The organism is Inconstantimicrobium porci, from assembly GCF_009696465.1.
GTDB lineage: Bacteria > Bacillota > Clostridia > Clostridiales > Clostridiaceae > Inconstantimicrobium > Inconstantimicrobium porci.
Genome location: NZ_VULX01000006.1, coordinates 95,544 through 116,404, shown reverse-complemented (window position 1 = coordinate 116,404; position 20,861 = coordinate 95,544). Strand labels below are relative to the sequence as shown.

The window sequence follows — 20,861 nt, the reverse complement described above, 5'->3', positions numbered from 1 at the left end:
TTAACTTTTAATGGAGAAAGTTATAGATACCGACAGCAAAAAGAACATCTATTAGGCCTTAATAATAAGTCTGTACAACAGTAGCAATTATAATATCACCCGCAACTGAAAGCAGGTATTATTTTTTTATTCTAAGTGGTACACTTTTTAATTAGCAAGGTGGTACACTTTCTTATTGACAAAAGCATAGATTGTTATTAGATTACAACATATATTTAATTAAATATTAAAGAAGCTATTTAGCTATGTTTTTGCGCTAATTAAATTGAAATAGGGCAATATAATATTTGTTATTAAAACATGTCAACACAATAAGTATAATAATTTATCTTGCACAAAGAAGTAAAAAACTATATAATTGTAATTAACAAAAATTTACAATTAGAGAGGTTTTAATATGAACGAGATAAATTTAAAATCACTTAATAATGAAAATCTGGTTAATGGAATTATAAATTGTAAGCATTTTAAAAAGAAAATTAATTACAGAAAATTGGAAGTAGAAACATGTTTGGGAGTAGTTCATATTCTTAATGCAGGAAATAAAGAGGGAAGGCCAGTTATTATATTTCATGAGGAAAACAGTACTTGTGTTTATTGCCTAAATCAGTATAAATCTTTGCTTAATGATTACAACGTTTATGTTTGTGATATAACAAGACAACTTGGTTATTTATCAAAGCATACTGATAGTTATGGTGAATGGGCATCAGATATTATAGAAGGTCTTGGCTATAAAAAAATGATTTGTATTGGAGAGTCATTTGGGGGCCAAGTCATCATTAAGCTTATGTGCTTTAGTCCCAGTAAGATAATAAAATCTGTACTTATTTCGCCATATGGTATTATTAAGGTTCAGAGATTTAAATTATTCTTTCATAGTATGATACCTAGATTCATATATAAATTAACTAAAAAGCAGAAATTTTTGTATAAATCTATTAATGCTTTTGTTTTATGTGATGGGAGTAAAGAGGAATGTAATGAATTAAGCAAGAAAGTTTTTAATTATGTTAAACCTTCTGCTGCTTTTTCAGAAACTATAAATCCGTATGATGCTGCTATGTGTCTTTCGCCAACTTTGGTTTTTGCGGGAGAAAAGGATCTTATATTTTCTTCATCGAAGCTTTTAAAGGCTGCAAAGGATTCATTCTTTAATAGCAGTATATACTTAATTAGAAATTGTGCGCATATTGCTTTTTTATCAGATAACGTATGTAGAGAAATTAATAAAGAAATCATAAAATTTCTTAAAGAAGATGATGATGTATCAGTAATAAAATATAAAGATGTGGTAGGATAAGCATCATGTAATTATGGTATATGCACTATGCATTTCTTTATGCTATAATGTTGTCTTAGAGGTGAACATTATGGCAAAAAATATTTCGATTTTAGGATCTACTGGTTCTATAGGTACACAGACATTAGAAGTTGTCCGTGATTTAATGAATATAAATGTAATTGGTCTTACAGCTAATACTAACATAGATTTAATTGAAAAACAAATTGATGAATTTAATCCAAAAGTTGTAGCTATTATGGATGAAGATAAGGCAAAAGAACTTACTGAAAGAGTTAAAGGCAAGGATGTAGAAATCTTGAGTGGACTTAATGGCCTTGTAAAAGTAGCAACTCTTGATGAAATTGACACAGTCGTGACTTCTGTAGTTGGTAATATCGGACTTAAGCCTACTTATGAAGCAATAAAGTCTGGCAAAGATATAGCTCTTGCAAATAAAGAAACTCTTGTTTCAGCTGGTAAGCTTATTACAGATGCAGTTAAAGAATATAACGTAAAAATGTATCCTGTTGACAGTGAACATTCTGCAATATTTCAGAGTTTACAGGGCAACAGCGGTAATAAGATAAGGAGAATACTTCTTACTGCTTCAGGTGGTCCATTTAGAGGTAAGGACAGAAATTATTTAAAAAATGTAACAGTAGAACAAGCACTTAACCATCCAAACTGGTCAATGGGAAGGAAGATTACAATAGATTCAGCGTCACTTATGAATAAAGGGCTTGAAGTTATTGAAGCTAAATATCTTTTTGATGTTGATGTAAAGGATATTGAAGTATTAATACATCCACAAAGTATTGTACATTCTGCTGTAGAATATGAGGATGGAGCAGTTATGGCGCAGATGGGAGAACCAGATATGAAGGTTCCGATACAATATGCGCTTACGTATCCAAAGAGAATTAAGAATGATTATCCTAAGGTAGATTTTGGCTTTAGAAATAGTCTTACTTTTGAAAAGCCTGATATGGACACATTCAGATGTCTTTCATTAGCATATAAGGCTCTTGAAATTGGTGGAACAATGACCACTGTACTTAATGGAGCTAATGAAGTTGCTGTAAGTAGATTCTTAGACAACGATATTAAGTTCCTTGAAATTGCAGAAATTATTGAAAAGACAATGGAAGCTCATACAGTACAGTATGATTACACTATTGATGATTTACTGGAAGCCGATAAATGGGCTAAAGAGTATGCATCTAAAATAGTTATAAAATAGAAAGATTTGGGCACACTAATCTATACATATTTTATTATGGTAGAAAGGTGTGCTTTTCTATGAAAAAAGTTGTTATTATTGGCTCAGGTATAGGGGGGCTCTGTACTGCCGCCAGGCTTTTAAATGAGGGATTTGATGTTACTATAATAGAAAAGGAATCTACAATTGGAGGAAAGGTGAATGTAAAGTATGAAAAAGGCTTTAAACTTATTGATGAGGGTAATCTGACATATTACCCAAGCTTGTATATTTATTATCCAAGTGCAGTGGATGATACTTTATGCAGTGATAAGAATGATACAGTGATGAACATAATGGTGCGTGGGCCAAACTTAAAGGTTAGCAGGATTAAGTGGAATATAAGTGAAATTCAGAATTACAGAAATGTGGTGATGGATACAGTCACTAAAATAGAAGGCCTTAAAGATATTGAAAAGCACATTAAATTTGAAGGCTACCTAACACCATATGATCTTAGAGACAGATTTAATTCATATTATGGAACAGCATTTGGTCTTTCACCTGCACTGTATCAGAGTATTTATTTACGACCACATTTAAAATCAAAGGAAATAAGCAACCTTTATTTTATAGGTTCGTCTACACATCCAGGTAATGGCGTTTCGATTATAATTGATGGGACTAAAGTTTTAACTAAGATGGTCATTGATGACAATAAATAATTCCCCAAATATAGTTGACATTGAAATAAATACATGTATAATAATAACTAATAACATAATATTCGGTAAGTTGATCTTATTAAGAGTGGCGGAGGGACTGGCCCTATGAAACCCAGCAACCTGAAAGAAATCTCATTTATTTTTTTCGTGGTGCTAAATCCTACAGGATTGTTTCCTGAAAAATAAGAAGATTTATTGGGGTAGTAGCCTCATTTCTATTTGCAATAAACACTTCTTATAGAAGTGTTTTTTTATTTCATAAATTCTTTGATTTTTCTACAATTCTCAGGTTTTTTTAAAATTAAGTATGTATTTATGATATATGTTCTTAAACTTATATACAAGCAAACTTATCGGGATACTATGAATTACATAATTACTTAGGGGGGATACTTTTGATAGAACTAAAAAATGTATCAAAAACTTTTGCTAAAGGAAAAGAACATGTAAAAGCAGTTGATAACGTTAGTCTCTCAATAAAGGATGGCGAAATTTATGGAATAATAGGTTTTAGTGGTGCAGGAAAATCCACACTAGTACGCTGTATTAACTTACTTGAGAAACCAGACTGTGGAGAAGTTATTGTGGATAATATTGACCTTATGAAATTAAAAGAAAAAGAACTTAGAAAAGTTAGACAGCATATAGGTATGATTTTTCAACATTTTAATTTAATGAAGTCTAGAACAGTTTTTGATAATGTTGCATATCCACTAAGACATACTGGACTATCAAAAGAAGATATTAAAGAAAAAGTAAGTTCATTACTAAATCTTGTAGAATTAGAAGATAAAGCAGCTTCATATCCATCGCAGCTTAGTGGTGGTCAGAAGCAAAGGGTAGCAATTGCAAGGTCTCTAGCAAATAATCCTGACATATTGCTTTGTGATGAAGCTACTAGTGCACTGGATCCTCAGACAACTTTATCAATATTAAAGCTGCTTAAAAGTGTAAATAAAAAACTGAACATTACAATTGTTGTTATAACACATGAAATGGAAGTGATTAAAGAAATTTGTGATACTGTTGCAGTTGTTGAAGATGGTCATGTTGTTGAACAAGGTAGTGTTTTTGAAGTGTTCTCAGATCCTAAACAGCAGATTACAAAGAAGTTTATTTCAACTACATCAAATATTCAGAATATATATGAACTTATTAATCAGAATGAATCAATAGTTCAGCTTAAAGAAAACAGCAAAATATTAAAGCTTAAGTATTTAAAGGACAGTACATCAGAGGCGATTATTCAAACATCTTAATTATTTACTAGTGTTAGCTGAAATAACTGCTGGATTTCTTGTTTGTATCCATATTGTTCCTGGTCCTTGGAATCTACAAACAAGACCTTCGCCGCCTGCTATTGATCCAAAGAATCCAGTTGCAAGTTCAGATGTATATCTCATGCTGCTGTCCCAAAGCACTAGATGATTTGAATCTACTATATATGTTTCTCCTGCAGCTACTTCTTTTTTATGGATTGCTCCATATGCAGATATGAATAAAGTACCAATTCCGCTTGCTTCCATCTGTATAAGGCCTTCTCCTGATAACATTCCATTAAAGCCGCCTGACTTTGTGTTGACATTTATGCCATCAGAAGATGCAAGGAAAGATGATCTTCCAAGTCTGTAGTTTCTTGAGCCATCCATCTCAATAACCTGTATATCTCCTAAATATTGAGGAGATAAAAGAAGTTCTCCATCAGCTTTAGCTCTGAACTTCTGTACAAACATTGCTTCTCCTGAGAATAGTCTACCAAGAGTCTTAGAAAGACCACCTGTTTTTGCTTTTATTTCGAATACATCATCCATTGACACCATAGCACCTGATTCCACAGTGTAGACCTCATTCTGCATGGCATTAATTTTAAGCATTTTGTTAGTGTCTCCATATAGTAATTCGTATTTCTGGTTCATAAAAAGTCCCCTTTCAAATATATTAACTTTAATAATTTTTAGCTATTCTTAGCAGTTCTTTAGTAAAGAAATCAATCATACCGTTAATATCGTTTATGTCGTAATAATTCTTAAGTTTCAGCTCTATTGCACCTGAAAGATTGCCCAGGCTGTGGCAGAGATTATAAAAATTGATTCTGTTTTATGAAGCTGAATTTAATGAAATTAAACTATAATATTGTCTAAGTTCCCAAGAAGTAAATGTATAATTATCTCTTGCGTAAAGACTTACTGACATTATGTTTAGTACATTTGTTATTTTATTATATATGTTAATATTGTCACTGTCATTAACTTTTAAGTGTTCAATTTTTTGTGTATTTTCTTTTGATTAAGCTATGAGGTTATAGTATGCTGATAATTGATAAAAAACATGTTTCTGTGATAATATAATTTTAGAAATCAGATTCTTAAATCATGATAATTAAAAAATATAAATAACAAAGGAGAAATGAATTATGGACAAATTACCAAACTGCCCTAAATGTAATTCAGAATATACTTATGAGGATGGAAGTTTATTAATATGCCCTGAATGTGCCTACGAATGGACTCCAGGAAGTGAAGAATCAAACGAGGATGTACTAGTAGTAAAAGATTCTAACGGTAACATTTTAAATGATGGAGATACGGTTACTGTTATCAAAGATCTTAAAGTTAAAGGTGCTTCAAACCCAATAAAGAAGGGTACTAAAGTAAAAAATATCAAACTTGTTGAAGGAGATCATAACATCGACTGCAAGATTGACGGGTTTGGTGCAATGAGCTTAAAATCTGAATTTGTAAAGAAAGCATAATTTATTGACTAAGTTAACAGGTAAATAGTATATTGGCCTTTTATAGCCAGTTTATTATTTACCTGTTTTTTTGTTTACAACTTGACAAAAATGGAAAAATATCAGTATATTGCGAGAATGAAATATATTTAGTTTTTTTAAGAAGTATATATTTAAGATACTATCTTATTGTATCTATTATGTTTTCTCTAGACTTTATATAAGCTCGTACCTCAGATATTGACAAAGTGCGAATTTTAAAGTTTTCATCTGCCATGTTCATTAACGTATCTTTATCATCATTCAATATTTCTGTAAGTGCACTATTATTTGCTGTGTTATATATTTCATATTCTGTGTATACAGGTGTCATAATACTTTTATATTGATTACATGCTGACTTCAAAGCATTTTGATCATTTGTATCAATATTAGCAAACACATCCATGATTTTATTTGCATAATCTACGTTAGTAGCTACTGCAACATTTTGAAATTTATAATACTTATTATTTGAATTAACATATATTTTTATACCTTGTAAATTATAAAGTGCCTCATTTTGTCCTTTAATAACATTAGCGATTTTTGTAGACATAGATGATTTTAATAAATCTCCTTGTTCTTTATTAAGATTTTTTTGAACATAAGAACTTACTTTACTTTTTACAAGCCCCATTTCAGCATAATCTCTATAAACGAGAGTACTTCCAGGATTTTTTAGTATTGATTTTGCATTACTGAATACTCTTGACGCATCGCTTAATTCTTTGAAAGTAAAATCAACGCCGTTCACTGTAAATTTAGTTTTTAAATTATCAAAATTCACAGAAGCTCCCTTAGATGTAGTTTCTTTAATTTCTTTTATTAAATCATTTATACTTGATTTTAGAGATGATTTATCGTTCACAATTGTGCTGGCAGTACTAAAATTCATTGTAATATCTGTTAAAAAATTTTCCACATAGTAGTTGTAATATTCTGGTTCTTTATTCCGTGATTTATCTAATAAAACATCTTCAAATGATTTATCTAAGGTGCTTCCGTTTACACTTTCATAATGATGAGAAGAAAAGAGCTTGCCATCATTATCAATGCTGTCTAGCGAATATCCTAAATGTGTTACCAATTTAATTTCCTGAGCTCCATCGTGGGATACTATATTCGAGTAAGTTATTGCCATTATTGTGTCCTTTGCTAGATTTTTTTTCATTAGAAAGTTTATATCCGTTGAAGTCGTGTGCATTTTGAGTCATGATATTGGTGTTTAAATTATTTATCATATTAACACTCCATTCAAATTGATTTATATAATAATATTCGTACGTTTATCCCATATATTTACATATAAGTATAAAGTTATGCTAATTCATGTGCTCTTTTCCCCAAATACAAAGTTCATTTAGTACTTTATATAGAGATTGGCCTCTACTTGTTGGATTATATTCTACTTTGGGAGGTATTTCAGGGTAGGATTTTCTTGTAATTAAGCTGTCAGCTTCTAATTTCTTTAGCTCTTCAGCTAAAACCTTATGGCTTATGTTGGGAATTCCTTTTTTTAATTCACCATATCGTATATGACTATTCTTTAAAATGTGCCACAGTATTATAGCTCTCCATTTGCTACCGATAACTGTCATGGCAAATCCTATAGAACAGTTAAAATCTTTTTGCCTTTTTTCTTTATCAGGAAATTCTGATATGATCTCAGTATTCATAAGTTTTCCTTCTTTCTAATTGGTAAGTATCTTACAATAAAGTGCGTACTAGTAATAATACTAAGTATGATTATAATTAATTATATGATATCTAGAATTTAAATTAATTGTCAATATTGATAATACCGATTAGGAGGAGAGTAAAATTAGAAAGTACAATTTATATCAAATAGATGCTTTTACAAAGGAAAAGTTTAAAGGAAATCCTGCAGGAGTTATTACAAATGCAGATGGACTTACAGAGGAAGATATGCAGCACATAGCAAGAGAGCTTAACAACTCAGAAACTGCTTTTATATTCTATGATGACTGCAAAGAATATGATCATCAAACAAGATTTTTTACTCCTAAAGAAGAAGTACCTATTTGTGGACATGCAACTATAGCTGCTCATTATGCACTGGCTTACGAAAAAAAATTGAAGAACTGTACAGTATATCAGAATACTAAAGCTGGTATACTTCCTGTAGAGATTATTAAAGAAGATGATGATTACAGGATTATAATGACTCAAGGAAAGATTGAATATGGAGAAATTATTGATGGGGAAAGCAGAAATGAACTTCTAGCTGCGCTTAATATAGCGGAAAAAGATATCAGAATAGGTTTTCCTATACAGATTGTCTCTACAGGTCACTCAAAAGTGATGATATGTATAAACGACAAGAATTTGTTAAACTCATTGCAGCCGGATAATACTATGCTCACAGATTTAAGCAGTAAAATTGGCTGTAATGGATACTACGTCTTTACATTAGAGGATGAAAACAGTGACATCCTTGTTCATGGCAGAATGTTTGCACCAGCTATCGGCATTGACGAGGACCCGGTAACAGGTAATGCTAATGGACCTCTTGGTGCATATCTTGTCAAACATAGACTTGTCAAAAATGATAACAAGTTATTCTGCTTTAAAGCAATGCAGGGGGAAGCTATAGGCAGAGATGGCATAATCAATGTATCAGTTAAAATTGAAAATAATGAACCTTATCAGGTAAGCGTGTCAGGAAATGCTAAGATAATCTTTGAAACTTATATTTATATATAGGATTTAGGCTTGTTTTACAGACAGAATCTGTATTGTTGTAAAAGAATGTTAATGTAGATAGTGCATAAGGGGGAAAAAAATTAAGCAGATCTAAAGTTATGTGGGAAACTATGAGATGGATAAAAGAAAATATAAAATGATATATAAAGAAGACAAAAAGAGATGTAAAGATAAAATGCGATTTTGGGCTGCTTATTTACTTAATCGTACAATTAATAGTGTGTACTATAGGATTGCTAAATTAATAGTAATCCTATTTCTTTTGACAGTAATTCGTGTATAGTAAGCGGTTTCTAAATTTTCTCAAAAATAAATATAGAAGCCTTTACAATTAAATAGAAAGCGTTTACTATAAAATTATAGTACTAAAATGTTATGGGGGGATAATGAAATGGATGAGATACAGTTATTAAAAGAAAATTTTATAAAAATATTTAATGAGGATTTTGAACATGTTTATTTTTCACCAGGTAGAGTTAATTTAATTGGAGAACATACAGATTACAATGGTGGACATGTATTTCCATGTGCTTTATCTATAGGAACATATGCACTTGTTACAGAAAGAAATGATAGAAAAGTTTGTGCTTACTCTATGAATTTTAAAGATTTAGGAATTATAGAATTTAGTTTAGATAATATGGTTAATGACAAGAAAGATGACTGGGCTAATTATCCAAAGGGAGTCATGAAGATTTTTGAAGATAATGGTTATAAGATGAAAAATGGTTTTAATGTTCTATTCTTTGGAAACATACCAAATGGTTCTGGACTTTCATCATCAGCTTCACTTGAAGTACTTACTGGAACAATAATCAATGATTTATTTGGATTTAATGTTGACATGATTGACATCGTTAAGATGAGCCAGGAGGCTGAAAATAATTTTATCGGAGTTAACTGTGGAATCATGGACCAGTTTGCTGTTGGAATGGGCAAGTATAACAATGCAATCTTACTTGACTGCAACACTTTAAAATATGAATATAGTGAAATTGACTTAAAGGGTTATAAAATCCTTATAGGAAACACTAACAAGAAGAGAGGACTTGCTGATTCTAAGTACAACGAAAGAAGAAGCCAATGTGAAACTGCTCTTCATGAAATACAAAAAATTAAGAACATAAATGCTCTTGGAGAGCTTACAGAAGAAGAATTCGAAGAAGTTAAAGATGTTATAACTGACCCAGTTAACAGAAAGAGAGCAAAACATGCAGTTTATGAAAACCAGAGAACTATAAAGGCAGTTAAGGCGCTTAAAAGAGATAATCTTGAGTTATTCGGAAAACTTATGGTTGATTCCCACAATTCATTAAGAGATGACTACGAAGTTACAGGTATTGAGCTTGATACTTTAGTTGAACTTATATTAAAGAATGACGGAGTAATTGGTTCACGTATGACAGGAGCAGGCTTTGGTGGATGTACAGTATCTATTGTTAAGGATGAATCAGTAGATGAAATAATCAAGAATGTTACACCTGCATACAAAGAAAAGATAGGATATGAGCCAAGCTTTTATGTAGTAACAATTTCAGATGGAGCAAGAAAGCTTCAATAAACTAAGGAGAGATAATTATGATTAACTATGAAATAAACAGACTTATAAATTTTGGACTTCAGAAAAGACTTATCAGTAATGAAGATGTGATATACAGCACAAATATGCTTCTTGGACTTTTAAAAGTTGATGAATTTGATACGGTTGAAGTAAATGAAAGACTTGAAACTGCAACACCAATCTTAGAAGAAATTCTTGATTATGCAGTAGAGAAGAAGCTTATTGAAAATACTGTGGTAGAAAGGGATCTTTTCGATACTTACGTTATGAACTGTCTTATGCCAAGACCTTCAGAAGTAATTGCGAAGTTCATGAAATTTTATAGTGATTCTCCTGAAAGTGCAACAAAATACTATTATGATTTGAGCATAGCTTCTAATTATATTAGAAAAACAAGAATAGATAAGAATATTGTCTGGAAGACTGTAACTGAATATGGAGACCTTGATATCACAATCAACCTTTCTAAGCCTGAAAAGGATCCTAGAGATATAGCAAAGGCTAAACTTGTAAAGTCAACTTCATATCCTAAGTGCCTTCTTTGCAAGGAAAACGAAGGCTTCTTTGGAAGCATGAATCATCCTGCAAGACAGACTCATAGAATTATTCCGTTAAAGCTTAATGGCGAAAACTACTTCATGCAGTATTCTCCATACGGATACTATAATGAACACTGTATTATTTTCAATGCAAATCATGTTCCTATGAAGATAAACAGAAGAGCTTTCATAAATCTATTATCATTTGTTGATGTTCTTCCTCATTATTTTGTAGGATCAAATGCTGACCTTCCAATAGTAGGTGGCTCAATATTATCACATGATCATTATCAAGGTGGGCATTATACTTTTGCCATGGAAAAAGCTGAAGTTGAAAAGACATATAAGATTAAAGGCTTTGAAAATGTATCTGTGGGCAGAGTTAAATGGCCAATGTCTGTATTAAGATTAAATGGTGAAAATAAAGACGAAGTTGTAGATTTAGCAGACCACATATTAACATTGTGGAGAAACTACAGTGATGAATCAGTGGAGATTTTAAGCCACACTGGCGATGAGATGCATAATACAATTACTCCGATTGCCAGAAAGAGAGAGGAAAAGTACGAACTTGACCTTGTTTTAAGAAACAATAGAACAAGTGAAGAACATCCGCTTGGAATATTCCATCCACATAGTGAAGTTCACCACATTAAGAAGGAAAATATTGGCCTTATAGAAGTTATGGGACTTGCTGTTCTTCCTGCAAGATTAAAGAATGAACTTGATATCTTGAAAGAAGATTTAGTTGATGGCGTTAAAGATATATCTTCTGATAAAAGAGTTTCAAGCCACGCTGACTGGTACAAGATGATTGTGGAAAAATACAACGACATCAATGAAAGCAATGCTGAAGATATACTTAAGGAAGAAGTTGGCCTAGTATTCAGCACAGTATTAAGCCACGCAGGTGTGTATAAGAGAAATGAAAAGGGTATGGCTGCATTTGACAGATTTGTTGAAGCACTATAAAGGGTGAGTAATATGACACTAACAATTGTAGATGTTGCTAAAGAAGCAGGTGTATCATCAGCAACAGTATCGAGAGTCATGAACGGAAATTATCCTGTAAAGGAAGAAACGAGGAAAAAAGTCCTTCAGGCTATTGAAAAACTAAAATTTATTCCTAATATGCAGGCACGAGAACTGACTATGAAGCAGTCTACTATTATTGGTGTTATAGTGCCTAGTATAAATAATATGTTCTTTCCTGAAGTAGTTAATGGTATAGAGAAACAGCTAAAGGAATATGATTATTCATTTATTCTTTCATGTACTTGTGATAATAGCTCTGAAGAAAAACGTTGTATTAATAACTTCCTGTCAAGAAATGTAGCAGGAATAATAGTTGTCGATCCAAGCACTGAGAACATTGAAGATAAGTTTTATGATAATATATCAGGCTTTATGCCAATTGTATTTATAAATGGATATAGCAATGTTAAGAATGTGTCTTCAGTTTCTAATGATGAAGCTGAAGGTGCATCTGCAGCAATTGACTACCTTATTGATAAGGGAAGAAAGAATATTCTATTTGTAAGAGGCGATGGAAGTTACTCTTATGATATTAAGGAAAAAGTATATATTGATAAGATGAATTCCATAGACTCTTTTAATGAAGACAATATAATTAATATTGGTTCAGGAAATGGAACAGAAACAGTAGATAATACTGAAAAAATACTAAAAGAGGTACTTGCTATAAGAAAAGTAGATGCAGTATTCTGCTGTAATGATCTTATGGCATGCGGTGTGCTTAATGCCTGCAATAGCCTTAACATAAAAATTAAGGATGATGTTTCAATAATAGGCTTTGATAATATAGATTTAAGTCGTTTTGTAAGTCCTAAGCTTACAACTATGGATCAGAACATGGACCTTCTTGGAATCAATGCAGCAATGCTTCTTGTTGAGAAGATAAACTGTGATAATCAGTACAGCAAAAAAGTACTACTTGATAATAAGATGGTTATTAGAGAAACAGCATAGACAGGTCATAGGTTACAGGATATAAATATTAGATATATTTATAATAAATTGAGTATGAAATCCAGCAGAGGCTGGATTCCTTTTTCTAAGAAGGAATTTAAAAAAGATTATCACTCTGTAACATTTATTATAGATAAAGACCTTAAGAATAAGACTTTACTGGCTCATCCTAATGTTAATACGATGACTGTAAGTATGGAATATAGTGACCTAATTAAGTATATTGAATATCATCATAATAAATATTACGAAATATAAAAGTGATACAATAAGAATGAATGGCATATTTGTATATAAATACGAACAATAAAAGTTATATGTAGATAAATGTTCTTGACACAAGACTATGTATGCTATAAAATGTAATTAATGATGGTCATATGACTGACGGAAGTGGAGTTACCACATGGAGTATGATCGTAAAGCAAGCCGACCGTCTGGGCAGAAAAGCCTGGATTAAAGTCGGCTTTTTTTATTAAATCGAATTAAAGGGGAGTTATTATTATGGCAAAAGAAGTTATTTTAAAGTATGGATGTAATCCAAATCAGAATCCTGCGAGAATTTTCATGACAGACAGTGATCTTCCACTTGAAATACTTAACGGAAGACCTGGATATATCAATTTCCTTGATGCATTAAACTCATGGCAGCTTGTTAAGGAACTTAAAGAAGCAACTGGCCTTCCTTCAGCTGCATCATTTAAGCACGTAAGTCCTGCTGGAGCTGCAGTTGCAGTACCAATGAGTGAAACATTAAAGAAGATTTATTTTGTAGATGATTTAAAACTTTCACCACTTGCTACTGCTTACTCAAGAGCAAGAGGAGCAGACAGACTTTCTTCTTATGGCGATTTTATAGCTCTTTCTGATGTATGTGACGAAGAAACAGCGCTTCTTATCAAGAGAGAAGTATCAGATGGAGTAATTGCTCCAGGATACACTGATAAAGCACTTGATATCTTAAAAAGCAAGAGAAGAGGCACATACAATATAATCAAGATAGATCCAGAATACAAACCAAATCCTATAGAAAGAAAACAGGTTTTCGGCATAACTTTTGAGCAGCTTAGAAATGAAGTTAAGTTTGATGACTCTATATTTGAAAATATACCTACACAGAATAAAAATCTTACTAAAGAAGCTAAAAGAGATCTTATCATATCTATGATTACTTTAAAGTATACTCAGTCTAATTCAGTATGCTATGCTAAAGATGGACAGGCAATAGGTATTGGTGCTGGACAGCAGTCAAGAATCCACTGCACAAGACTTGCAGGAAACAAGGCTGACATCTGGTACTTAAGACAGAATCCAAAGGTATTAAATCTTCCATTTAAGAAGGATATAAGAAGACCAGACAGAGATAATGCAATTGATGTTTATATTTCAGAAGAACATGATGATGTTTTAAAAGATGGAGCATGGGAATATTACTTCACAGAAAAACCTGAAGTATTTACTAAGGAAGAAAAGATTGAATGGTTAAAAGGCTTAGACAATGTAGCACTTGGTTCTGATGCATTCTTCCCATTTGGAGATAATATTGAACGTGCACATAAAAGTGGAGTTAAATTTATTGCTCAAGCTGGTGGATCAATTAGAGATGATAATGTTATTGAAACTTGTGATAAATATGATATAGCAATGGCGTTTACTGGGATAAGATTATTCCATCATTAATATATGAAATAGTCCGAAAAAGGGTTGTGATTCGTATAAATATTATGAATTACAACTCTTTTTGTATATATTTAAAAAGAATGAAGTTTCTGTAATAATTTTATCAGAATCAATAAAAAACTTTATTTATAGTGTAATTTATTACCGAATCAAATGATAAATTATGGATAAATATATAAAATTTTCTTAAGAAATAATAAATTTTACCGATAAGTATAAATATATTATTAAATTTTATGGAGATGTTGTTATGAAAAAAGCTAAGCGAAGTATTAAGAGAGATTTATTATTTATGTCAATTATCCCTAGAATTGTATTGGTGACTATAGTATCATTGGTTGCTGGTATTACTTTAAAGTTAAATATGGTAGATGAAGTAGAAGATGGCCTTAAATGTACAGTAGTTACCACTATTAACGTTTTAGAAAAAGGTTCTGAGGGAGATATTACGAAAGATTCATCAGGTAATTTAATGAAAGGTGAGTTTATACTTGGACAAGACAATAATTTAGTTGATGGAATTAAAAAGCTTACTAATACAGATATATCTATATTTTCAGATGATATTAGAATTACATCGTCCGTTTTGGATAATAAAGGTAAAAGAGTTCTTGGAACAAAAGCAGATGATAAAGTAATTGAAAAAGTATTGAAGTCTGGTGAATCATATTTTGATCAAAAGGTAAATGTAGAGGGAAGAAACTATTTTGGTTATTATTCACCACTTAAAGATAAATCAGGAAATACTATAGGTATGGTGTTTGCAGGTAAACCTTCTGCAGATGTTGAAAGAGTCGTTACGAAAAATAATATTATAATTATATGTATCGGATTAATTGTGACACTTATTGCAGGTTTCTTAGTATTTAAAAAAACTACAAAGATTTCAGATGCATTGGAAGTAGTATCAAATCATCTATTAGATATGTCAAATGGTGACCTAACTAATACAATAGATAATAAATATTTAGCAAGACAAGATGAAATAGGCCTTATAGCTAAAACATCTCAGGTATTAAAAGATAATTTAAGAAATTTAATTGGAAAAACTGCTAATGCAGTTGAACTTTTAACAAGCAATTCAACTGACCTTCAGGTGATGTCTAAGGATTGCTTTGAAAGTACAAAATCTGTTGATGCAGCTATGAATGAAATATCTGGTAGTGCAGTGTCACAAGCAGAAAATACGCAAAATGCTTCAAAACAATCAATAGATATGGGTGAATTAATAAAAGTTATATATAGTAGTATTAAGAGTATGCAAGAAAATACTGATAGTATGAGCAGTGCAGAAAGTGAAGCTGGAAGAATTGTTGAGGAGTCTACAGAATACAATAATATTACTATTGCTTCTGTAAAAAGAATTGCAGAACAAACAGATATAACAAATGAGTCTGCAAAGAAGATAAGAGAAGCTATTGCACTTATTACAGATATTGCAGAGCAAACTAATCTTTTATCACTTAATGCTAGTATTGAGGCTGCAAGAGCAGGTGAAGCTGGAAAAGGATTTGCAGTTGTGGCAGAAGAAATTCAAAGTCTTGCTGAAGAATCAAATAAATCTGCAAAAGTTATAGAAAAATCAATATCTGAATTGATCAAGGAATCTGAAACAACTGTTAAAATAATGAAAGATGTTGAGAATGCTGTTAATAATCAGAAAAACGTAATCAATAATACTAAAGACAAATTTAATGTATTAAGTGATGGTGTAACAAAATCTGTTGATGAAATAAATAAGATAAGTATTCAGACTGAAGGCTTAGATAAGATAAAGGAAGAAATGATTGATATACTTAATAATTTATCTGCAATAGCAGAAGAAAATGCTGCATCTACAGAAGAAACATCTGCATCTATGAATGAATTATCTAATACAATTGAAAATGTAAGCGCAGCATCAGATAAGTTGAAAGAATTAGCTGATGAATTAGATAAGAGTATATCAGTATTTAAATTATAAAAATAATTTAAGTTTTAAATACTTTATTTATGTATATTTTATAGAAAGGTATTATAACAATGTCTTGTTTTTTAGTTATTAAAGAAGATGATTTACTCTGTGCAGTATTTAATGAATATGGCGAAAACTGTACAGAGTTAAGATTATAATTTTTCGCCATCATTGAATTCTGCAGTTTAAGAAATTGTAAAATTACTTAAAGGGGAGAAATCAATGAAAAATTATAAATATAAAAATTTTATATTCTTTTGGATTAGCCAATCTGTTTCGGAACTTGGGAGTTCTATGACTGCTTATGCATTAATTATTTGGGCATATACTAAAACAAATTCTGTTGTAGCAGTTTCTTTTATAACATTTTTTTCTTATTTGCCGTATATACTTGGAAGTATTTTTGTAGGTCAATTTGTAGATAAACATAATAAGAAAAATATAATGCTTATATGTGATTTAGGTGCAGCATTATGTTCAATAGTAGTCTTAGTTCTTGTGGTAAATGAAAAACTAGAAATATATCAAATTTACATTGTTAATTTAATATTAGGTTTTATGAATTCATTTCAATCACCAGCAGAAGATATTGCTGTTGGAATTATTGTTGATAATGATTTTTATTCAAGAGCAAGTGGTATGAATTCATTTTCAAATTCGTTGAATACTGTTTTTACACCTGTGATTACATCATTTGTAATGTCTTTTATAGGGCTAAAAGGAGTAATAGTTATTGATCTCATAACATTTACATTTGCATTTATATTTCTTCTTTTCTTCATAAAAATTCCTGAAGAAATTAGTTCAAAATGTACTGAAGGTGTATTTAAAGGTGTTGATCATGGAGTTATGTTTTTGAAGAACCATAAACTAATTTTATATCTTATAATTTCAATAGCAGTTTTAAATTTAATTTCTACATTGACTTATGAGAACATATTGACACCTATGATTTTAGCAAGGAGTTCAAATAATTATAGTATTTTAGGCATAGTGAATGGAGTACTAGGCTTGGGTGGTATACTTGGAGGATTTTTTGTGTCTATAAAGAAATTAAACATTGATAGTAAAAAATGATTTATTATTGTGCAGCAATATCATTTCTACTTGGTGATTTCTTTATGTCAGTTGGAAGAACATGTCCGTTATGGTGTTTTGCTGCTTTAGCTGCAAGTATTCCAATGCCTTTTATAGGAGCTGGTCAGAATGTAATTTTATATACAACTGTCCCTACAGAATTACAGGGAAGAGTTTTTACTGTAAGAAATGCTCTTCAATATTGCACTATACCTATTGGTACATTGTTAAGTGGTTATTTGGCAGATTATATATTTGAACCAATGATGAAAACCCAGAATGATTTTTGTAAAATCCTACAAATTATAGTGGGAAGTGGACATGGCAGTGGAATGGCTGTTATGTTTTTGTGCACAAGCATTTTGGGGTTTATGGTAAGTATAGTAAGTTATAATATTGTGAAAAAATTATAATTAATATTCTAGGAAGGTTTTATGAAGAGGAGAATTTATTATTTAGATAAGATAAAGGTTTTATTATGTGTTTTAGTTATATGTTTGCATACAGCTGTTGCTTATGGTGCATCAGGATCATGGTTTTATAATGAAAAGAATAATAATTTAGTGGAATGTGCAGTGCTAACAATGTTTGCTGCCATTTGCCAATCTTTTTTTATGGGTTTATTTTTCTTTATATCAGCGTATTTTACACCGTCATCTTATGATAAAAAAGGATGCAAGAAGTTTTTCTTAGATAAGCTTAAGCGACTTGGAATTCCTCTTCTTATTTTTTATTTTTTTATAAATAGTTTAATAATGTATTTAGTTAGCTATTTTCAGAATGGATATAAGATATCATTTCTTAAATACTGGTGTAACCTTAATAGCTTTGGACAAGGGCCTTTATGGTTTGTGCAAGCACTTATATTATTTAATATTGGGTATATAATAGTTAGAAAATTAAAAAAGAGTACTATTAAAATAAATAAAGTCACTGATATCATTATCATGAAGTTGATTATAATAATTGCTGTAGTCTCTTTTATTGTTAGAATAATTATTCCCATAGGTAAAGAGTTCTGTGGCATGCAGTTTGGTTATTTTTCTCAATATATAGTACTTTTTATATGTGGATGTATAGCTTATAACAATAATCTTTTAGATACAATAAGCAAAAAACTTGTTAATAAGTGGTTTATTATAGCACTTATAAGTATTCCTCTTATGCCTGTTATTTTATATTTTGGAGGGGCAATAGATAATATACAGGTGTTCTTTGGTTCATTATCATGGCAATCACTTGCTTATTGCATATGGGAGCCAGTTATGTGTATGGGAATTTCTTTAAAGCTGATTACATTATATAGGGACAAATATGATTACAAATCTACTATTACGTCAAGATTAGCAAAGTGTACTTATCCTATTTTCATAATTCATGCACCTATAAATGTAGCAATAGAGTGTCTATTGATGAATGTTAAAATAGATTTATTCATTAAATTTATAATCACAGCTTCATGTACATTCGTGATAGCCTTTGTATTAAGTGAAGGATATTACATGGTAAAAGAAAAGATTTTAAAATAAATATGGGACTGGTTTAAACCAGTCCTTCATTTTTAAGCCTTTCAAGACTTTGATCCATTGACTGCTGGAGTTCATCTGTAACATAATAATATAAAGCTATCTGCATAAGTGCATTAATAGCCTGTCTGATTTCTACAGCAATATTTTCTTTTTTTGGTTCACCATGTTTCTGACGTTTTATACCACTGTTTTTCCATATTATCACCTCAATATACTTTAATCACACCACTTATTGTAAAAAATACAAATGTAATAGGAAAAGGCAGGAATTTTTTTATCCTGGCTTTAAGAATTATAATAGTTTTAGTAATTCTGTGTTTTTTAAAAGATCTCCTAATGTTACTTTATCTATTGGAACATCATTTAATCCTCCCATATGATATAGTAATTCCTCAAACATTTCCTTACCAGTACATTCTTGCAATGTTTTATTAATATAATTTCCTTTTGAATCAAGATTTAATGCGTAAGCCCATAATACTTTTACATTTTTAGGTTGGTTAATAAAATGAGGATCCTTTGGAACAACCCAGCTCATCAACCAGTTAGAATCTTTTATTGTTACAAGTCCACCCATACCAGGTTTGTCCCCAGTAATATTTTCAATATAAGGTAATACTATATTATCATCTTTTAAAGTTACAGTAAATGAAATCCATTTAGTTTTTGTTATATCAGTACAGAACTTTTCAGGATGTCCAAAGTTGTCAGCTTTCTTTGAAAGTTTTTCCCATACTGAGAAACATCCTTTATCATCAGAAGTATTAAGTACAGCTGAGTTGTTTATATCACCTCTGGTAGTATTCTCTGTCATAGATCCGTTAGTAAATAGCACAATATCTTTATCATTAACATCAATTCTAAAATCTTTAGTATCTTTAATGTAATGAACAGCAGTAGCAGTTTTTTTGTTATCATTAATGTCAAAGTCGATATCTACAACCTTACAGCCTGTCTCGAAACATACATTTTTAGATTTTAGCCAAGTAATTAATGGAAGTATTAAAGAATCATATTGGTTATATTCAGTATAAAGAATTCTTTTCAATTTATTCATACCGTCTATTAAATGCATGAATCTTTCCATATATCTTTTCATTTCTACTACTGAATGATATTTTTTGAATGCAAACATAGTGCACCAAAAATACCAAAAGTTAGTTTTGAAGAATGACTTAGAGAAGAACTGCTCAACAGTTGTTGGACCAAGGGCTTCTTCAGTAAGCAAATGAAGTTTTGTAAGTTCCATTAGATGTTGTTTGGATAAACCAAGTGATGAAAATCACACTTTTCTCCTTGATTTTGTACAAGATGACAATGTGATTCTATAGGTTCTTTAATGTTCAACTCTCTAAATTCATCAAGAACAGTTCTATTTGTGTCTGTTAATGATGGAATAAAACTAAACAAATCCATAAAGCATTCAAAATGTTCTTCTATTTCTCGGCCCCCTCTTGCAGTATAGCCAGTTTCAGCAATTCCAGCACCATCCATAGAACCTCCATAAATAGATGATTCCTCAAGTATGTGGATATTGTTTCCTTTCATGTGAGCATCCCTTAATAGAAATGCGGCGGACGCTAGAGAAGCTATACCGCCTCCAATTAAATAAGCTTTTCTTGCATCAATGTCTTTTGGCACAAGAGTGTTAATTTTTTTAGAGAATTAGCTAATGCAATTTCAGGCAGTTCGTTAGTTGACATTTTGTCTCACTCCTTTTAGATGAGTAAACAATTATTTACCATTATAATATCATATGCATACAATTATTACAAAATATGATAAAATATAATTGTTCAGAAATTAATTGATATTGTATTTTAATCA

The 20,861-nt window shown here is 30.8% G+C and carries 19 protein-coding genes, 1 pseudogene and 2 riboswitches; of the genes and pseudogenes, 15 read left to right on the top strand and 5 right to left on the bottom strand.

The window, feature by feature from the left end; genetic code table 11:
• Window positions 1-397: 397 nt before the first annotated feature.
• The 4 genes from FYJ33_RS06560 (at window position 398) to FYJ33_RS06545 (ending at window position 4,467) form a co-directional block, all read left to right on the top strand.
• The gene (locus FYJ33_RS06560) at window positions 398-1,303 is read left to right on the top strand and encodes an alpha/beta fold hydrolase (RefSeq protein ID WP_154530945.1); all 906 of its coding nucleotides are present in this window, start codon (window positions 398-400) and stop codon (window positions 1,301-1,303) included.
• Window positions 1,304-1,373: 70 nt separating this feature from the next.
• Window positions 1,374-2,525: a 1-deoxy-D-xylulose-5-phosphate reductoisomerase gene (locus FYJ33_RS06555; protein WP_154530944.1), complete on the top strand. Its 1,152-nt coding sequence runs from the start codon at window positions 1,374-1,376 to the stop codon at window positions 2,523-2,525.
• A 59-nt stretch (window positions 2,526-2,584) separates the two neighbouring features.
• A complete protein-coding gene (locus tag FYJ33_RS06550) occupies window positions 2,585-3,208 on the top strand; it encodes a phytoene desaturase family protein (RefSeq protein ID WP_154530943.1) in 624 nt (207 codons plus the stop codon).
• A gap of 73 nt (window positions 3,209-3,281) precedes the next feature.
• Window positions 3,282-3,397: riboswitch (SAM riboswitch) on the top strand.
• 206 nt (window positions 3,398-3,603) lie between these two features.
• Window positions 3,604-4,467, top strand: a complete 864-nt coding sequence (locus tag FYJ33_RS06545) for a methionine ABC transporter ATP-binding protein (protein WP_154530942.1) — start codon at window positions 3,604-3,606, stop codon at window positions 4,465-4,467.
• Here the strand turns inward: FYJ33_RS06545 and FYJ33_RS06540 are convergent, their stop codons facing one another.
• Window positions 4,468-5,124: a TIGR00266 family protein gene (locus FYJ33_RS06540; RefSeq protein ID WP_154530941.1), complete on the bottom strand. Its 657-nt coding sequence runs from the start codon at window positions 5,122-5,124 to the stop codon at window positions 4,468-4,470.
• Between the two features lie 497 nt (window positions 5,125-5,621).
• Here FYJ33_RS06540 and FYJ33_RS06535 point away from each other — a divergent pair, with 497 nt between their 5' ends.
• A complete protein-coding gene (locus FYJ33_RS06535) occupies window positions 5,622-5,960 on the top strand; it encodes a zinc ribbon domain-containing protein YjdM (RefSeq protein WP_154530940.1) in 339 nt (112 codons plus the stop codon).
• A gap of 160 nt (window positions 5,961-6,120) precedes the next feature.
• Here FYJ33_RS06535 and FYJ33_RS06530 read toward each other — a convergent pair whose 3' ends face one another.
• Window positions 6,121-7,152, bottom strand: a complete 1,032-nt coding sequence (locus FYJ33_RS06530; RefSeq protein ID WP_154530939.1) for a hypothetical protein — start codon at window positions 7,150-7,152, stop codon at window positions 6,121-6,123.
• Between the two features lie 151 nt (window positions 7,153-7,303).
• Window positions 7,304-7,657 carry a winged helix-turn-helix transcriptional regulator gene (locus FYJ33_RS06525; RefSeq protein ID WP_154530938.1) on the bottom strand — a complete coding sequence of 118 codons (354 nt, stop codon included), beginning with the start codon at window positions 7,655-7,657 and terminating at the stop codon, window positions 7,304-7,306.
• Window positions 7,658-7,802: 145 nt separating this feature from the next.
• Between FYJ33_RS06525 and FYJ33_RS06520 the strand changes: the two genes are divergently transcribed.
• The 10 genes from FYJ33_RS06520 to FYJ33_RS06475 all read left to right on the top strand — a co-directional run bounded on the left by FYJ33_RS06520 (window position 7,803) and on the right by FYJ33_RS06475 (window position 19,034).
• Entirely contained in the window at window positions 7,803-8,705 is a 903-nt protein-coding gene (locus FYJ33_RS06520) for a PhzF family isomerase (RefSeq protein WP_277643194.1), read from the top strand.
• Between the two features lie 391 nt (window positions 8,706-9,096).
• Complete coding sequence (locus tag FYJ33_RS06510) at window positions 9,097-10,266, top strand: galactokinase (protein WP_154530937.1); 1,170 nt, start codon at window positions 9,097-9,099, stop codon at window positions 10,264-10,266.
• Window positions 10,267-10,283: 17 nt separating this feature from the next.
• The gene (gene galT / locus FYJ33_RS06505) at window positions 10,284-11,777 is read left to right on the top strand and encodes a UDP-glucose--hexose-1-phosphate uridylyltransferase (RefSeq protein ID WP_154530936.1); all 1,494 of its coding nucleotides are present in this window, start codon (window positions 10,284-10,286) and stop codon (window positions 11,775-11,777) included.
• Window positions 11,778-11,789: 12 nt separating this feature from the next.
• Window positions 11,790-12,794: a LacI family DNA-binding transcriptional regulator gene (locus tag FYJ33_RS06500; protein WP_154530935.1), complete on the top strand. Its 1,005-nt coding sequence runs from the start codon at window positions 11,790-11,792 to the stop codon at window positions 12,792-12,794.
• A gap of 54 nt (window positions 12,795-12,848) precedes the next feature.
• Window positions 12,849-13,052 (top strand): YbaK/EbsC family protein, encoded by a 204-nt coding sequence (locus tag FYJ33_RS06495; protein ID WP_154530934.1) that lies wholly within the window; start codon window positions 12,849-12,851, stop codon window positions 13,050-13,052.
• Window positions 13,053-13,164: 112 nt separating this feature from the next.
• Window positions 13,165-13,244, top strand: a riboswitch (ZMP/ZTP riboswitch).
• Window positions 13,245-13,298: 54 nt separating this feature from the next.
• Window positions 13,299-14,474: a phosphoribosylaminoimidazolecarboxamide formyltransferase gene (locus FYJ33_RS06490; protein ID WP_154530933.1), complete on the top strand. Its 1,176-nt coding sequence runs from the start codon at window positions 13,299-13,301 to the stop codon at window positions 14,472-14,474.
• Between the two features lie 250 nt (window positions 14,475-14,724).
• Window positions 14,725-16,437, top strand: a complete 1,713-nt coding sequence (locus FYJ33_RS06485; protein WP_154530932.1) for a methyl-accepting chemotaxis protein — start codon at window positions 14,725-14,727, stop codon at window positions 16,435-16,437.
• Window positions 16,438-16,650: 213 nt separating this feature from the next.
• On the top strand, window positions 16,651-17,505 hold the full coding sequence (locus FYJ33_RS06480) for an MFS transporter (protein WP_235900790.1): 855 nt from the start codon (window positions 16,651-16,653) through the stop codon (window positions 17,503-17,505).
• On the top strand, window positions 17,502-17,918 hold the full coding sequence (locus tag FYJ33_RS16290; protein WP_235900789.1) for an MFS transporter: 417 nt from the start codon (window positions 17,502-17,504) through the stop codon (window positions 17,916-17,918). Before FYJ33_RS06480 ends, FYJ33_RS16290 begins: the two co-directional genes overlap by 4 nt.
• A gap of 21 nt (window positions 17,919-17,939) precedes the next feature.
• Window positions 17,940-19,034 carry an acyltransferase family protein gene (locus FYJ33_RS06475; protein WP_154530931.1) on the top strand — a complete coding sequence of 365 codons (1,095 nt, stop codon included), beginning with the start codon at window positions 17,940-17,942 and terminating at the stop codon, window positions 19,032-19,034.
• A 13-nt stretch (window positions 19,035-19,047) separates the two neighbouring features.
• On the opposite strand, the gene FYJ33_RS06470 is transcribed toward FYJ33_RS06475, so the two are convergent.
• Both FYJ33_RS06470 and FYJ33_RS06465 read right to left on the bottom strand, forming a co-directional pair.
• Window positions 19,048-19,239, bottom strand: a complete 192-nt coding sequence (locus tag FYJ33_RS06470; RefSeq protein WP_154530930.1) for a hypothetical protein — start codon at window positions 19,237-19,239, stop codon at window positions 19,048-19,050.
• An 87-nt stretch (window positions 19,240-19,326) separates the two neighbouring features.
• Window positions 19,327-20,675 (bottom strand): annotated as a pseudogene (locus FYJ33_RS06465) (oleate hydratase).
• Window positions 20,676-20,861 lie beyond the last annotated feature (186 nt).

Excerpts from the sequence above, each read along its gene's own strand:
- FYJ33_RS06550 (WP_154530943.1), top strand. The coding sequence starts at position 2,585 with ATGAAAAAAGTTGTTATTATTGGCTCAGGTATAGGGGGGCTCTGTACT.
- FYJ33_RS06490 (WP_154530933.1), top strand. The coding sequence starts at position 13,299 with ATGGCAAAAGAAGTTATTTTAAAGTATGGATGTAATCCAAATCAGAAT.
- FYJ33_RS06500 (WP_154530935.1), top strand. The coding sequence starts at position 11,790 with ATGACACTAACAATTGTAGATGTTGCTAAAGAAGCAGGTGTATCATCA.
- FYJ33_RS06555 (WP_154530944.1), top strand. The coding sequence starts at position 1,374 with ATGGCAAAAAATATTTCGATTTTAGGATCTACTGGTTCTATAGGTACA.
- FYJ33_RS06560 (WP_154530945.1), top strand. The coding sequence starts at position 398 with ATGAACGAGATAAATTTAAAATCACTTAATAATGAAAATCTGGTTAAT.
- FYJ33_RS06535 (WP_154530940.1), top strand. The coding sequence starts at position 5,622 with ATGGACAAATTACCAAACTGCCCTAAATGTAATTCAGAATATACTTAT.
- FYJ33_RS06525 (WP_154530938.1), bottom strand. The coding sequence starts at position 7,657 with ATGAATACTGAGATCATATCAGAATTTCCTGATAAAGAAAAAAGGCAA.
- FYJ33_RS06510 (WP_154530937.1), top strand. The coding sequence starts at position 9,097 with ATGGATGAGATACAGTTATTAAAAGAAAATTTTATAAAAATATTTAAT.
- FYJ33_RS16290 (WP_235900789.1), top strand. The coding sequence starts at position 17,502 with ATGATTTATTATTGTGCAGCAATATCATTTCTACTTGGTGATTTCTTT.
- FYJ33_RS06475 (WP_154530931.1), top strand. The coding sequence starts at position 17,940 with ATGAAGAGGAGAATTTATTATTTAGATAAGATAAAGGTTTTATTATGT.
- FYJ33_RS06530 (WP_154530939.1), bottom strand. The coding sequence starts at position 7,152 with ATGAAAAAAAATCTAGCAAAGGACACAATAATGGCAATAACTTACTCG.
- FYJ33_RS06495 (WP_154530934.1), top strand. The coding sequence starts at position 12,849 with ATGAAATCCAGCAGAGGCTGGATTCCTTTTTCTAAGAAGGAATTTAAA.
- galT (WP_154530936.1), top strand. The coding sequence starts at position 10,284 with ATGATTAACTATGAAATAAACAGACTTATAAATTTTGGACTTCAGAAA.
- FYJ33_RS06485 (WP_154530932.1), top strand. The coding sequence starts at position 14,725 with ATGAAAAAAGCTAAGCGAAGTATTAAGAGAGATTTATTATTTATGTCA.
- FYJ33_RS06480 (WP_235900790.1), top strand. The coding sequence starts at position 16,651 with ATGAAAAATTATAAATATAAAAATTTTATATTCTTTTGGATTAGCCAA.
- FYJ33_RS06540 (WP_154530941.1), bottom strand. The coding sequence starts at position 5,124 with ATGAACCAGAAATACGAATTACTATATGGAGACACTAACAAAATGCTT.